This is a genomic window from Streptomyces laculatispora (assembly GCF_017353455.1).
GTDB lineage: Bacteria > Actinomycetota > Actinomycetes > Streptomycetales > Streptomycetaceae > Streptomyces > Streptomyces laculatispora.
In genome coordinates this window covers 1-12,645 of sequence record NZ_JAFMPZ010000639.1, presented here as the reverse complement: position 1 = coordinate 12,645, position 12,645 = coordinate 1, and the positions used below count along the sequence as shown (strand labels likewise).

Genomic DNA, 12,645 nt, shown 5'->3' with positions numbered 1-12,645 from the left:
TCAACTCCTGCTGGACGGTGATCGCGGGTCCCGGGTGAACGGGTGCCGGGTGAACGGGTGCCGGGTGAACGGGTGCCGGGTGAACGGGTCCCGGGTGAACGGGTCCCGGCTGAACCGGTCCCGGCTGAACCGGTCCCGGCTGAACCGGTCCCGGCTGAACCGGTCCCGGATCACTGGGACGGGGGCGAGGGCCGGGACACCCGGGCGACGGGTCTCCCGCGACGGGTCACTCGACGCGCCGCAGGGCGTCCGCGGGGCGCAGCCGGGAGGCGCGCCAGCCGCCGAAGGCGCCCGCGATGAGCCCGCCCGCCACGGCCAGGCCGACGGCGATCAGGATGATCGAGAGGGACACGGGCGCGGTCAGCGCGATGTCGAGGGCCTTGGAGGCGCTCTGCCGGCCGGGGCCGCCGCCCATCATGCCGCCGCGCATCCCGCCGCCCGAGGAGCCGCCCGCGGAGCCGAGCTGCGCGGTCAGGGTGGGGCTGACCGTGGTGACGACGTACGCGCCGGCCAGGCCGACCGCGATGCCGAGGGCGCCGCCCATCAGCCCGTTGACCAGGGCCTCGCCGACGACCTGGCGGGTGACCCGGCCGCTCTTCCAGCCGAGTGCCTTGAGCGTGCCGAACTCCCGTACCCGGCGGCTGACCGCGGAGGAGGTGAGCAGCCCGGCCACCAGGAAGGCGGCGATCAGTACGGCGACGGAGAGCCACTTGCCGACGCTGGAGGCCAGGTCGGACGCGGTGGACAGGGAGCCGGAAACGGTGTCCGCGAGATCGGCGGAGGTGGTGACGGTGGTACCCGGGATGTTCTTCTGGATCGTGGACTTGACGCTGTCGATCTGCTGCGAGTCCGCGGCCTTCACATAGACCGTGGTGACCTTGTTCTTCGCGTCGGCCAGGGTCTGCGCCTGCTGGAGCGGGACGTAGAGGTTGGCGGCCGCGTCGCCGCTGTCGGCCGCCGAGACGCCGACGATCGTGAACTTGGTGCCGTGGACCGTCACCGTCCTGCCGACGATGAGCTTCTTCTCCTTGGCGTACGCGGCGTCGACGACGGCCACCTTGCCGTTGGTCTCGGTCGTCTTGAACGTCCGCCCCGCGGTGATCTTCGACGAGGTCAGCGGGCCCAGGTCCTGCTTGGTGACGTCGGTGCCGTAGACCGTGTAGGAGTTGACGTCGAAGGAGGCGCCGCCCCCCCTTGACCTCGCCCTGCGGCTGGGCACTGCCTCCGGGGCCGCCGCGGCCGCCCTGGGACGTACCGCCCTCCTGCTTGAACTCACCGCGCTTGAACTGGCCGTCCACCTTCATGACGGTCATGCTCAGTCCGCCGACGGCGTCGGCGACGCCGTCCTGCTTGCCCACCTTGTCCACGGTGGTGGAGGCCAGCGTCTGGAAGCCCTGGACCATGACCCGGTCCGTGCTCTGGGTCGAGTCGTCGCCGCTCTCCTTGGCGTCGAACTCGAACTTGGGCCGCTCCGTGCCGGAACCCGGGGCCGCGGCCGCCTTGGTGACGGTCATGTCGGTGCCGAGGCCGTACAGCGATTCCAGGACCTTGTCCTGGGCCTTGCTCATGCCCGAGGAGACCGAGCTGACGATGATGACCAGCGCAATGCCGAGGCCGAGCCCCGAGGCGACGACGAGCGCCGCCTTTCTGCGGCGGCGCAGCTCGCGCCGGAGGTAGGTGAAGAACATGGCGCGAGGTTATGAACCGGTTGTGATGGCGGGTTGAGGCCACCATGAGATCCGGATGAGAACGCCACGGAACGCCGCAGGCGGCGGCACCGGGATCCGTGGGGATCCGGTGCCGCCGCCTGCGGTAAGGGACTTGGGGCCGTTCGGGGTCCTGCCCGGGGCGAGGAGGACGTCCGGTCAGGCCGCGGGGGCCTGCCACTGGGCCCAGCTCATGTTCCAGCCGTTGAGTCCGTTGTCGGGCTGGATGGTCTTGTCCGGGGAGTTCTTGATGATGACCACGTCACCGATCATGGAGTTGTCGTAGAACCAGGCGCCGGGCTGGGCGGCGTCGCCGGCGCCCTTCGTGTCGGAGAGACCGACACAGCCGTGGCTGGTGTTGGCGCTGCCGAAGATCGACTTGGCGCCCCAGTAGTTGCCGTGGATGAAGGTGCCCGACGTGGACAGCCGCATGGCGTGCGGCACGTCCTTGATGTCGTACTCGCCCTTGCCGTCACCGTCGGTGAAGCCGACCGTCGAGCCGTCCATCCGGGTCTCCTTGAACTTCTCGGAGATCACCATCTGGCCGTTGTACGTCGGGTTCTCCGAGGAACCGGCGGAGATCGGGATGGTCTTGACCGTCTTCCCGTCCCGGGCGACGGTCATCGTGTGCGTCTTGGCGTCCACGGTCGAGACCTGGTTGCGGCCGACCTTGAAGGTGACCGTCTTCTGCTGCACGCCGTAGACGCCGTCCGCGCCCTCCACGCCGTCCAGCGCCAGCTTCAGCGTGACGGTGGAACCGCCCTGCCAGTAGTTCTCGGGGCGCAGGTCCAGACGCTGCGAGTTGAACCAGTGGCCGGCGACCTGCTGGCCGCTGCTGGACGTGACCTTGATGCCGTCCAGGACGGCCTTCTTGTCCGTGATCGCCTTGTTGAAGTTGATCGAGACGGGCATGCCGACGCCGACGGTGGAACCGTCCTCGGGGGTGAAGTTCCCGATGAAGCTGTTGGCGGGCGACACGGTGGTGAAGGAGGAGTTCTCGTGCGCCTCGCGGCCCTTCGAGTCCTTCGCCGTGGCGTTGATCTTGTACGTGGTCGAGCGCTCCAGCTGGGCGTCCGGCTTCCAGGTGGTGCCGTCGGCGGCGAGGGTGCCCTTGACGCTCGCACCGGCCGCCGTGGTCATCGTGACGACCGTCAGCTTGCCCTTGGCGACGGAGACCTTCGCGTCGTTGTTGATCCCGGCGTTGGTCGCGCCGTTCTTCGGCGAGATCGCTATCTGCGCCTCCGAGGACTCCTCGGCCGCCGCCTTGTCGACCGCCGCCTGTGACTTCTGCGAGCTGTCGGGGCTGGAACCGCCGCCGTCGCTGCAGGCCGTAAGCACCAGCACGCCGCCGAGCAGTGCGGACGCGGCCATGAGGCCCTTGCGCCGCTTGCTGTCCGTCTTCACACACTTCTCCATCGTTGCCGAAATCCCCCAGAAAACCCCGAGCAAGGCCGTCGACCGGCGATACCCCGTCAATGCTCCAAGAACACCCTGAAAGGGTTGCCCGTTCCACATCTGCGGGAGATGTGGGGAACACCACTCATCGACGCGGTGATATCAGCGGTGGTTCCCGTGGTCCACCCCGTAGGTGCCGCCGGTGTCCGGCCCGGTTGTGCAACGGCTTCACGACCCGGTGCACCGGCTGTCACGCACACCGGCCCCGGCCCGCCGGAAGCGGGGCCGGGGCCGGTGATCTCCACCTGCTACGCCCGCCGCTCCGTGCTGCCGTCGTCGTTGTTCTCCTCCCCATTGTGCGGGACGCCGGCGCCGTCTTCGTCGCCGTCGTCCCCGTCCTCTTCGTCATCGCCGTCGTCGAGGTCCCATCCGTCCGGGTCCTGCGGGTCGTAGGCGATGCTCTCGCTGCTCCAGGAGGCCTGGGTCAGCTCGACCCCGGGCACCTCACTGACCAGGTCGAACGGGTCGATCAGCGAGGCGAGGGCCTCCGCACCGTCTTCCCGGACCGCGGTCTCGGCATGCGTGCGCTCCTCGGCGGAATCGCCGCCGGGCTCGCCGTACTCGGCCGCGAGGCTCTCCAGAGCGGTCCCGCTCAGGGCGTCGGCGTCCGTGATCTCCAACACCATTTCCACGTGAAGCCGAACATAACGTGATGTCTCAGAAGTGCTCATGTGCCGGAGCGTAAGCTCCCGGCCGCTGCGGCTTTCCTGCGACCCGCTGCTTTCACTAGCATCGGCCGCAGGCCTAACTCACGGCTGTCACAAGGGGGATCGATTCTGTGGCCATCACCCGCCGCCCGCTCCTGACCGCCACCGCTGCGGGAACGCTGCTGTGCGCCCTCTGGTTCGTCCCGACGGCCAACGCGACCGGTGACACGGGCGCCGCTCCGGGCGCACCGGGCCGGACGTCCGCCGTCGACGCCACCCGCACGGACGGCACCACGCTCGCCGACACCGGGACCGGGATCGACACGACCCCGTACCTGATCGGGGGCATGGCGTTCCTGGGCATGGGCGCGGGCTTCGTCACCTACTCCGCCCGCCGCGTCGGCCCGCTGCCGGCGCATTGACCGTCACGCGGAGGCGGCCACCGGGTCCACCCGGCGGCCGCCTCCGCGTACGTCACTGGAACGAGCGGTGCTAGGCGAGCTGTCCCGTCACCGGTTCCACCGCCGCGACCAGCTTCCCCGCGCGCACGAAGGCGTCCGCGGCGGCCAGGTCCGGCGACAGGAAGCGGTCCGGGCCCGGCCCCTCCACGCCCGCCGCGCGCAGCGCCTCGACGGCCGCCAGTGAGGCGGGCGCCGGGGTCAGCCCCTGCGCGGCGCGGAGCTCGATCGCGCGGGTCGCCGCGTACAGCTCGACGGCGACGATCCGGGCGAGGTTCTCCACGGCGGTACGGAGCTTGCGCGCGGCCGACCAGCCCATCGAGACGTGGTCCTCCTGCATCGCGGAGGACGGGATCGAGTCCGCCGAGGCCGGGACGGCGAGCCGCTTCATCTCGCTGACCAGGGCGGCCTGGGTGTACTGGGCGATCATCAGGCCGGAGTCGACGCCGGCGTCGTCCGCCAGGAACGGCGGCAGCCCGTGCGAACGGTTCTTGTCCAGCAGCCGGTCGGTCCGGCGCTCGGTGATCGAGCCGAGGTCGGCCGCGACGATCGCCAGGAAGTCCAGGACGTACGCGACCGGGGCGCCGTGGAAGTTGCCGTTGGACTCGACCCTGCCGTCGGACAGCACCACCGGGTTGTCCACGGCGGCGGCCAGTTCGCGGTCGGCGACGAGCCGGGCGTGGGCGAGGGTGTCGCGCCCGGCGCCGTTGACCTGCGGGGCGCACCGCACGGAGTAGGCGTCCTGGACTCGGGGGGCGTCGTCCTGATGGTGGCCGGTGAGGCCCGATCCGGCGAGCACCCGCAGCATGTTGTCGGCGCTGGCACCCTGACCCGGGTGCGGGCGGATGGCGTGCAGCTCGGGGGCGAGGACCTTGTCCGTGCCGAGCAGGGCCTCCAGGGAGAGGGCCGCGGTGATGTCCGCCGAGGTGTAGAGGTTCTGGAGGTCGGCGATGGCCATCACGAGCATGCCGAGCATCCCGTCGGTGCCGTTGAGGAGGGCGAGGCCCTCCTTCTCGCGCAGCTCGACCGGGGTGATGCCGTGGGCGGCGAGGAGCTCGCCCGCGGGGCGCACGGTGCCGTCGGGGCCCTCCGCGTCACCCTCGCCCATCAGGGTCAGCGCGCAGTGCGAGAGCGGCGCCAGATCGCCGGAGCAGCCGAGCGAACCGTACTCGTGAACGACGGGTGTGATCCCGGCGTTCAGGACGTCGGCCATGGTCTGCGCGATCTCGGGCCGCACGCCCGTGTGACCCGAGGCCACCGTCTTCAGCCGGAGGAACATCAGCGCCCTGACGACCTCGCGCTCGACCTGCGGGCCCATGCCGGCGGCGTGCGAGCGGACGATGTTGCGCTGGAGCTGCGCGCGGAGCTCCGGGCTGATGTGGCGGCTGGCCAGTGCCCCGAATCCGGTGGAGACGCCGTAGACCGGCTCGGGCTTGGCGGCGAGCGCGTCGATGACCTCACGGGCCGCGGCGAGAGCGCCCACCGCGGCTGCGGAGAGCTCGACACGGGCGTTGCCGCGGGCCACGGCGATGACGTCCTGAGCAGTGGTACCGGACGTCCCCACCACGACTGTATGCATATCCATATTCAGAAGCGTACGGACTGAATCTCTTCATGTCACTAGTGGTGGCCGGGTTGACCCCTTACCGATCGGACCGCGCGGTTCAGGGACTGTTTCCGCGCAGCCGGCGACGGTCGTGGGCGGATTTGGGCGGGGAGTCGGCCAGCCGGATCACCTCGCCGTCGCGCCCCGCCACCACGGGCTTCAGCGAACGGGCCGCCTTCGCCCGGTACTGGGCCGCGTCCGCGAGCCGGAACAGCCGCCGCGCGGAGACCACCGGGCCGATCGGGTCACCGGTGGAGGCGATCCCGCAGGCGACCCCGTTGCCGAACTCCAGCTCGGCCGCCCGCCCGCACAGCTCGGTGGCCACCGCGACCACCTCGTCCGCACCGGGGCCCAAGGCCAGCAGGCAGAACTCGTCCCCGCCGAGCCGGGCCGACAGCGCACCGGGCAGCATGGCGCCGCACCGGGACAGCACCGAGCCGAAACGTTCCAGCAGACGGTCACCGACCGCATGGCCATGGGTGTCGTTGACCCACTTCAGCCCGTTGAGATCGCAGACGACCAGACTGACCACCGAACCGTCCACCCGGTGCCGCTCCACCGCCTCGTCCAGCCGCATGTCGACGGCCCGCCGGTTGGCGAGGCCGGTCAGGGGGTCGGTGAAGGCGAGCTTGCGCACCTCCTCCAGCCGCTCCGTCTGGGAGATCCCGGCGGCCACGACGGCGGCCAGCACGGTGGCGAAGTCCGCGTCCGCGCGCCCGAACACCGGCTCCCCCACCGGACGCGCCACGTAGAGCTCACCCCAGGCCCGCCCGTGCAGCACGATCGGCGCCACCACACAGCAGCCGCGCCCGCGCCGGCGCAGCGCCGCCACCCGCTGATGGCAGTAGCCGTGCCCGTACCCGTGCGCACCCGCCACCCCGGCCTCCCGCCCACCGTCCGCGGGCTCCTGCTCCACCGGCCCCTCGGCGGTCTCCACCCAGGCGTCCGGTTCACCGCCCCCGGCCCACCGTTCGTGGAGGAACTCGGTGATCTCCGGGAACTGGTGCACCGGGTACGTCTCCTCGTCGGGGAACTCCTCCTCCCCCTCGGCCCGCTCGCCCGCGTTCACCAGGACCCGCAGCCGCCCGCGCCCGCGCTCCCAGACCGACAGCGCGGCAAAGTCGCCGCCCAGCGCCTCGCACGCCCCCAGCGCGGCCGCCCGCCAGCACCCCCGCGGGGTGTGTGCCGCCGCCATCGCCTGCGCAAGCGAAACCACGGCCCGGAGCCGCGCATCATCACCACCCATCGCTACAGCTTATGTAGATTTGTGGTGATTTGATCAGTTCGCAACCATGATCATGCGCGCTGTGTCGGCATTCAATTACCTGCTGTCACGACTGCTTCATTCCCCGGGCCAGTTCGGCTTCCGCTTCTCGTTGAACGCGGCGACGCCCTCCCCGCGGTCGCCGGAGAAGGCCACCGACCGCCACGCGGAGTCCTCCACCTCCAGGCCGGCCCGCAGATCGAGCCCGTGCCCCAGCCGCAGCGCCCGCTTGGCCGCCCGCAGCCCCACCGGGGAGTTGCCCGCGATCCGGCCGGCGAGGGCCAGCGCCTCGGACCGGTCCTCGCCCTCGGCCACCAGCTCGTCGACCAGACCCAGCTCCCGGGCCTCGGCCGCCTCCACCCGGCGGGCGGTGAAGATCAGCTCGGCGGCGCGGGCCGCCCCGATCCGGCGCGGCAGCAGCTGGGTGCCGCCGCCGCCCGGGATGACCCCGACCGACACCTCGGGCAGGCCCACCAGAGCGGTCCGGTCGGCGACGATCAGATCGCAGGACAGGGCCAGCTCGAAACCGCCGCCGAGCGCGAAGCCGTGCACCGCGGCGATCGTCGGCATGGGCAGTTCGAGGACACCGGTGTAGGCGGCGCGTGCGGTAGGCCGCTGATGCACCAGGTCGGCGTCGGTGAAGGAGTTCCGCTCCTTGAGGTCCGCCCCCACGCAGAAGGCCCGTTCATGGCTGGAGGTGAGGACGGTGACCCGTACGTCCGGGTCGGCGGCGAGCGCGGCGCAGGCGGCGCCGATCGAACGGGCCATGTCCGTGGACACCGCGTTCATGGCCTTCGGCCGGTCCAGGACCAGCTCGGCGACGTGCTCCAGGCCCTCGTGGCCCCGTACGACGACGAATTCCCCGAACCGCTGCTCGGACGTGACGGTCATGGCTGCACCCCTGTCGGTTAACGAGCGTTACCGCAGGGATCCTAGAGCGCAGCCCCGCGAGCCGGAGGGGGCGAGGGTCTTTCGGGTGGGATCAGCCCGCACCGGGGAGCGGGGTCCGGTGCCGTGCCCGGACCCCGCGAGCCCGGCATGATCCACCCGGGAGGCCCTGGGTCAGGACTGGCCGCGACGGGCCAGCAGCCACGGTTCGACGACACCGAGGCCGCGCACCGGACGCTGCCACATCGGCTGCAGCCCGTAGCGGTACCTGGGCACGGACCTCGGCTCCTCGCCGTCCGCACCCTCCTTCTCGGCGCGCTCGGCGGCCGCCGCGGCCTCCTCGGCGGCCTGGGCCTCGGAGGCGGGGGCGTCGCCGGTACGGGTCAGCTCCTCGGCGAACGCCCCGTCCACCAGGACGGCGTCCTTCGGCGCTATCGAGGTGAGCCGGCTGGCGAGGTTCACCGTGGTGCCGAACACATCGCCCATCCGGGTGGTGACCGTGCCGAACGCGATGCCCACGCGCAGCGCCGGCATCGACTCGTCCAGGGCCATCGCCTCGATGAGGCGCAGCGCGATCTCGGCCGCGGTGCCCGCGTCGTCGGCGGCGTAGAGGACCTCGTCACCGAGGGTCTTGATGAGCCGGCCGCCGTGTGCGGCGACCAGGTCGGCGCAGGTGGTCTCGAAGGACTCGACGAGTTCGCCGAGCTCCTCCTCCTCCAGGCGGCGGGTGAGCCGGGTGAACCCGACGAGGTCGGCGAAGCCGACGGCCAGGCGCCGGTCGACCATCTCGTCGTCGTCCGCGGCCTGCACGACCCGGCCGGTGGCGGCGGCGAGCTGGCGCCGCCACACGTAGACCAGGAACTCCTCCAGCTCCGGCAGGAGCAGCTCGACCAGCGGGTACGTGACCTCGGTACGGGTCATTCCGGGCTCGGGCGGCTCGGTCAGGCCCTCCAGGAACGAATCGATCTGCCACTCCGCCAGCCGGGCGGTGGTCTGCCCGGTCGACCGGGCGACCTGGATCGCCATCGGCTCGCTGAGCAGCCCGGCCTCGACCAGACCGGACAGCCGGCGCAGCGCCAGCACGTCCGCCTCGGTCAGCGCCTTGGCCTGGCCGATGTCGGCGAAACCCATGGCCCGCCAGAACCGGGACGCCAGGTCCATGGAGACGCCCGCGGTCCGGGCGGCCTGGAACGGGGTGTAGCGCCGGTCGGCGCCCAGGATCAACGCTTCCAGCCTGATCGCGAGGGGGTCGTCGGTCGGCTCGGCCGTGTGGTCGACTTCGTGATGCGGTGTCGCGTGGACCGATGGGTCCGACGGGGGCTCCACGCCATCGCCGGAGGTCGTGTCGTCGACGGTCACCAGCCGCCTCCTGCCCGTTCCCTGCGCACTGCCCTGCCGATCTGTCGGTGGATCGCCTCAACGATACGGCAGGTGTGCCCTACCTCACGTCCCCAGGTCACCCGGATGCGGGGCGCGCCGCTCAGGTCAGACCGCCCCCGGCGCCCCGCAGGTGCACGATGTCGCCCGCCGACACCGGCTCCTGGAGACCGTCGCCGGTCGACAGGACCAGCCGCCCGTCCCCGTCGATCGCCACGGCCTCCCCCGTGAGCGTGCGGTCGCCCGGCAGCTGGGCCCGCACCGACCGCCCGAGCGTCGCGCAGCCGGCCACGTACGCCTCCTGCAGGCCGCTCGCGGCCGCGTCGCCGTCCGCCGCCCGCCACTTCCCGTACCAGTGCTCCAGCGAGCGCAGCACGCCCCTCAGCAGCGTCTCGCGGTCCGTGGAGACCGCTCCGGCCAGGGCGAGCGAGGCGGCCGTGGGGGCGGGCAGCTCGTCCGCGCGCAGGGAGACGTTGAGGCCGATGCCGATGACGACACCGTCCCCGGCGCGTTCGGCCAGGATGCCGCCCGTCTTGCGCTCCTCTCCCTCGATGGTGACCAGGATGTCGTTGGGCCACTTCAGGGCCGTGTCGACGCCCGCCGACTTCGCCAGACCGGCCGCCACCGCGACCCCGGTGAGCAGCGGCAGCCAGCCCCAGCGCTGAACCGGTACAGCGCCGGGCGTCAGGTAGACGGAGAGGAACAGGCCCGAGCGGGCCGGGGCGGTCCAGGTCCGGTCGAGGCGCCCCCGTCCGGCGGTCTGCTCCTCGGCGACCAGGACGGCGCCCTCGGTGAGCCCGGCCGCACGCCCCGCGAGATCGGAGTTGGTGGACCCGGTGGTGTCCACGACGTCGAGGGTGCTCCACAGCCCGTCCGGGCGGAGCAGCCCGCGCCGCAGCGCGGGAACGTTCAGGGGCGGCCGGTCCAGGTCCGACCAACGGTTGTGAGACGCATCCGAGGGTGTCATGCAAGCCACCCTAGATGTGTCAAACGACGCACTGCCGAACCGTATCCGCGCCGATACGCTACGGGGCAGTAGCTGTTCATCCGCTGATCAGCAGCACAGCCGTCCCCGTGACCAGGCAGGGAGCCGCAACCCGATGTCCGAGCCGGAAGAGACCGACATCCACACCACCGCGGGCAAGCTCGCGGACCTGCAGCGCCGTACCGAAGAGGCGACCCACGCCGGTTCCGCGCGCGCCGTGGAAAAGCAGCACGCGAAGGGCAAGTTGACGGCGCGCGAGCGCGTCGGTCTGCTGCTCGACGAGGGCTCCTTCGTGGAGCTCGACGAATTCGCCCGGCATCGCTCGACGAACTTCGGGATCGAGAAGAACCGCCCGTACGGAGACGGTGTCGTCACCGGGTACGGCATGGTCGACGGCCGCCCCGTCTGCGTGTACTCGCAGGACTTCACCATCTTCGGCGGCTCGCTCGGCGAGGTCTACGGTGAGAAGATCGTCAAGGTGATGGACTTCGCGCTGAAGACCGGCTGTCCGGTCATCGGCATCAACGACGGCGGCGGCGCCCGCATCCAGGAGGGTGTGGCGGCGCTGGGCCTCTTCGCGGAGATCTTCCGGCGCAATGTGCACGCGTCGGGTGTCGTCCCGCAGATCTCGCTGATCGTCGGACCGTGCGCGGGCGGCGCTGTCTACTCCCCCGCGATCACCGACTTCACGGTCATGGTCGACCAGACCTCGCACATGTTCATCACCGGCCCCGACGTCATCAAGACGGTCACCGGCGAGGACGTCGGCTTCGAGGAACTCGGCGGCGCCCGCACCCACAACACCACCTCCGGTGTGGCGCACCACATGGCGGGCGACGAGAAGGACGCCATCGAGTACGTCAAGTCGCTGCTCTCCTACCTCCCGTCGAACAACCTCTCCGAGGCCCCGGCCTTCCCGGAGGAGGCGGACCTGGCGACCAGCGACGAGGACCGCGAGCTGGACACGCTCATCCCCGACTCGGCGAACCAGCCGTACGACATGCACACCGCGATCGAGCATGTGCTGGACGACGGCGAATTCCTGGAGACCCAGGCGCTCTTCGCGCCGAACATCCTCACCGGTTTCGGCCGGGTCGAGGGCTATCCGGTCGGCATCGTCGCCAACCAGCCGATGCAGTTCGCGGGCTGCCTGGACATCAACGCGAGCGAGAAGGCCGCGCGCTTCGTGCGCACCTGCGACGCCTTCAACGTGCCCGTGCTGACCTTCGTGGACGTGCCCGGGTTCCTGCCCGGCGTCGACCAGGAGTACGGCGGCATCATCCGCCGCGGCGCCAAGCTGATCTACGCGTACGCGGAGGCGACGGTCCCGCTGATCACGGTGATCACCCGCAAGGCGTTCGGCGGCGCGTACGACGTCATGGGCTCCAAGCACCTGGGCGCCGACATCAACCTCGCCTGGCCGACCGCCCAGATCGCCGTCATGGGCGCCCAGGGGGCCGTCAACATCCTGCACCGCCGCACGATCGCCGCCGCGGAGGATCAGGACGCCACCCGCGCCGGGCTGATCGCGGACTACGAGGACGCGCTGCTCAACCCGTACGTGGCGGCCGAGCGCGGCTACGTGGACGCGGTGATCATGCCGTCCGAGACCCGGGCCCATGTGGTCAAGGGGCTCCGGCAGCTGCGGACCAAACGGGAGTCGTTGCCCCCGAAGAAGCACGGCAACATCCCTCTCTAGAAAGGGCTCCGGCCATGATCAAGGTCGTACGGGGCAACCCGACCCCGGAAGAGCTGGCGGCCGCGCTCGCGGTCGTCCAGGCACGCGCCGCCGCGGTGGCCGCCGTGTCGTCCGGTACGCCGGAGCTGCCCGGTCAGTGGTCCGACCCGGGCCGGGTCGCCCGGCGCGGCCGTCATCTGCCGGGGCCGCGCGCCTGGGCACGTACGTACTGGCCCGGGTAGTCACCCGCCGTCACCGGAGGCCCGGAACCCTTGCGGGGTCCGGGCCTCCGGTGCGTACCGGAAGGATCCGGTCCATCCGCGCGGGATGGCTGAGTACCCGTACTCAGGCGCCTGCGCGGTCCGCGCAGCAGGATCGGAGGCATGCTGTGGTCGGACCCCGAGAACAAGCCGCCGAAGGAACTGCGCGACGCCCAGGAGATGATGCGGCGCGTGGGACTGGTGCTCGCGCTGGCCATGGTCGTCGCCATGTTCGTGCTCGGCACCCGCTGACCGTGCGGGCCCTGCTGCGCCGGGCCGCCCGCACCGGCTGATTTGTACGATGGCGCGCATGACTGATCC

Annotated in this window: 11 protein-coding genes and 1 pseudogene; 4 read left to right on the top strand and 8 right to left on the bottom strand. The window is 71.2% G+C overall.

Translation table 11 applies throughout. The annotated features are described in order from the left end of the window. Positions 1–226: 226 nt before the first annotated feature. From J1C73_RS33300 to J1C73_RS33290, 3 genes and pseudogenes are all read right to left on the bottom strand, one after another. Positions 227–1,688: pseudogene (locus tag J1C73_RS33300) on the bottom strand (ABC transporter permease). A 177-nt stretch (positions 1,689–1,865) separates the two neighbouring features. Next, the gene (locus tag J1C73_RS33295) at positions 1,866–3,122 is read right to left on the bottom strand and encodes a L,D-transpeptidase (protein ID WP_207319626.1); all 1,257 of its coding nucleotides are present in this window, start codon (positions 3,120–3,122) and stop codon (positions 1,866–1,868) included. A gap of 287 nt (positions 3,123–3,409) precedes the next feature. Beyond that, positions 3,410–3,793, bottom strand: coding sequence for a hypothetical protein (locus tag J1C73_RS33290; protein ID WP_207319625.1), 384 nt, complete (start codon positions 3,791–3,793; stop codon positions 3,410–3,412). A gap of 146 nt (positions 3,794–3,939) precedes the next feature. Here J1C73_RS33290 and J1C73_RS33285 point away from each other — a divergent pair, with 146 nt between their 5' ends. After that, the gene (locus tag J1C73_RS33285) at positions 3,940–4,230 is read left to right on the top strand and encodes a hypothetical protein (RefSeq protein ID WP_207319624.1); all 291 of its coding nucleotides are present in this window, start codon (positions 3,940–3,942) and stop codon (positions 4,228–4,230) included. 70 nt (positions 4,231–4,300) lie between these two features. Here the strand turns inward: J1C73_RS33285 and hutH are convergent, their stop codons facing one another. From hutH to J1C73_RS33260, 5 genes are all read right to left on the bottom strand, one after another. Further along, positions 4,301–5,851 (bottom strand): histidine ammonia-lyase, encoded by a 1,551-nt coding sequence (hutH, locus tag J1C73_RS33280; protein ID WP_207319623.1) that lies wholly within the window; start codon positions 5,849–5,851, stop codon positions 4,301–4,303. A 79-nt stretch (positions 5,852–5,930) separates the two neighbouring features. Next, the gene (locus J1C73_RS33275; RefSeq protein ID WP_207319622.1) at positions 5,931–7,118 is read right to left on the bottom strand and encodes a GGDEF domain-containing protein; all 1,188 of its coding nucleotides are present in this window, start codon (positions 7,116–7,118) and stop codon (positions 5,931–5,933) included. A 96-nt stretch (positions 7,119–7,214) separates the two neighbouring features. Continuing rightward, positions 7,215–8,027 (bottom strand): enoyl-CoA hydratase/isomerase family protein, encoded by an 813-nt coding sequence (locus tag J1C73_RS33270; protein ID WP_207319621.1) that lies wholly within the window; start codon positions 8,025–8,027, stop codon positions 7,215–7,217. Positions 8,028–8,198: 171 nt separating this feature from the next. Beyond that, positions 8,199–9,383: an adenylate/guanylate cyclase domain-containing protein gene (locus J1C73_RS33265; protein WP_123461257.1), complete on the bottom strand. Its 1,185-nt coding sequence runs from the start codon at positions 9,381–9,383 to the stop codon at positions 8,199–8,201. 121 nt (positions 9,384–9,504) lie between these two features. Continuing rightward, positions 9,505–10,368 carry a biotin--[acetyl-CoA-carboxylase] ligase gene (locus J1C73_RS33260; RefSeq protein WP_207319620.1) on the bottom strand — a complete coding sequence of 288 codons (864 nt, stop codon included), beginning with the start codon at positions 10,366–10,368 and terminating at the stop codon, positions 9,505–9,507. A 133-nt stretch (positions 10,369–10,501) separates the two neighbouring features. On the opposite strand from J1C73_RS33260, the gene J1C73_RS33255 reads away from it, so the two are divergent. From J1C73_RS33255 to mmpB, 3 genes are all read left to right on the top strand, one after another. Next, positions 10,502–12,085, top strand: a complete 1,584-nt coding sequence (locus J1C73_RS33255) for an acyl-CoA carboxylase subunit beta (RefSeq protein ID WP_207319619.1) — start codon at positions 10,502–10,504, stop codon at positions 12,083–12,085. Positions 12,086–12,099: 14 nt separating this feature from the next. Next, positions 12,100–12,306 carry an acyl-CoA carboxylase epsilon subunit gene (locus tag J1C73_RS33250; protein ID WP_207319618.1) on the top strand — a complete coding sequence of 69 codons (207 nt, stop codon included), beginning with the start codon at positions 12,100–12,102 and terminating at the stop codon, positions 12,304–12,306. A 141-nt stretch (positions 12,307–12,447) separates the two neighbouring features. After that, positions 12,448–12,576 (top strand): morphogenic membrane protein MmpB, encoded by a 129-nt coding sequence (gene mmpB / locus J1C73_RS35585; RefSeq protein ID WP_260146782.1) that lies wholly within the window; start codon positions 12,448–12,450, stop codon positions 12,574–12,576. Positions 12,577–12,645 lie beyond the last annotated feature (69 nt).

Excerpts from the sequence above, each read along its gene's own strand:
- J1C73_RS33295 (WP_207319626.1), bottom strand. The coding sequence starts at position 3,122 with ATGGAGAAGTGTGTGAAGACGGACAGCAAGCGGCGCAAGGGCCTCATG.
- hutH (WP_207319623.1), bottom strand. The coding sequence starts at position 5,851 with ATGGATATGCATACAGTCGTGGTGGGGACGTCCGGTACCACTGCTCAG.
- J1C73_RS33275 (WP_207319622.1), bottom strand. The coding sequence starts at position 7,118 with ATGGGTGGTGATGATGCGCGGCTCCGGGCCGTGGTTTCGCTTGCGCAG.
- J1C73_RS33270 (WP_207319621.1), bottom strand. The coding sequence starts at position 8,027 with ATGACCGTCACGTCCGAGCAGCGGTTCGGGGAATTCGTCGTCGTACGG.
- J1C73_RS33260 (WP_207319620.1), bottom strand. The coding sequence starts at position 10,368 with ATGACACCCTCGGATGCGTCTCACAACCGTTGGTCGGACCTGGACCGG.
- J1C73_RS33255 (WP_207319619.1), top strand. The coding sequence starts at position 10,502 with ATGTCCGAGCCGGAAGAGACCGACATCCACACCACCGCGGGCAAGCTC.
- J1C73_RS33250 (WP_207319618.1), top strand. The coding sequence starts at position 12,100 with ATGATCAAGGTCGTACGGGGCAACCCGACCCCGGAAGAGCTGGCGGCC.
- mmpB (WP_260146782.1), top strand. The coding sequence starts at position 12,448 with ATGCTGTGGTCGGACCCCGAGAACAAGCCGCCGAAGGAACTGCGCGAC.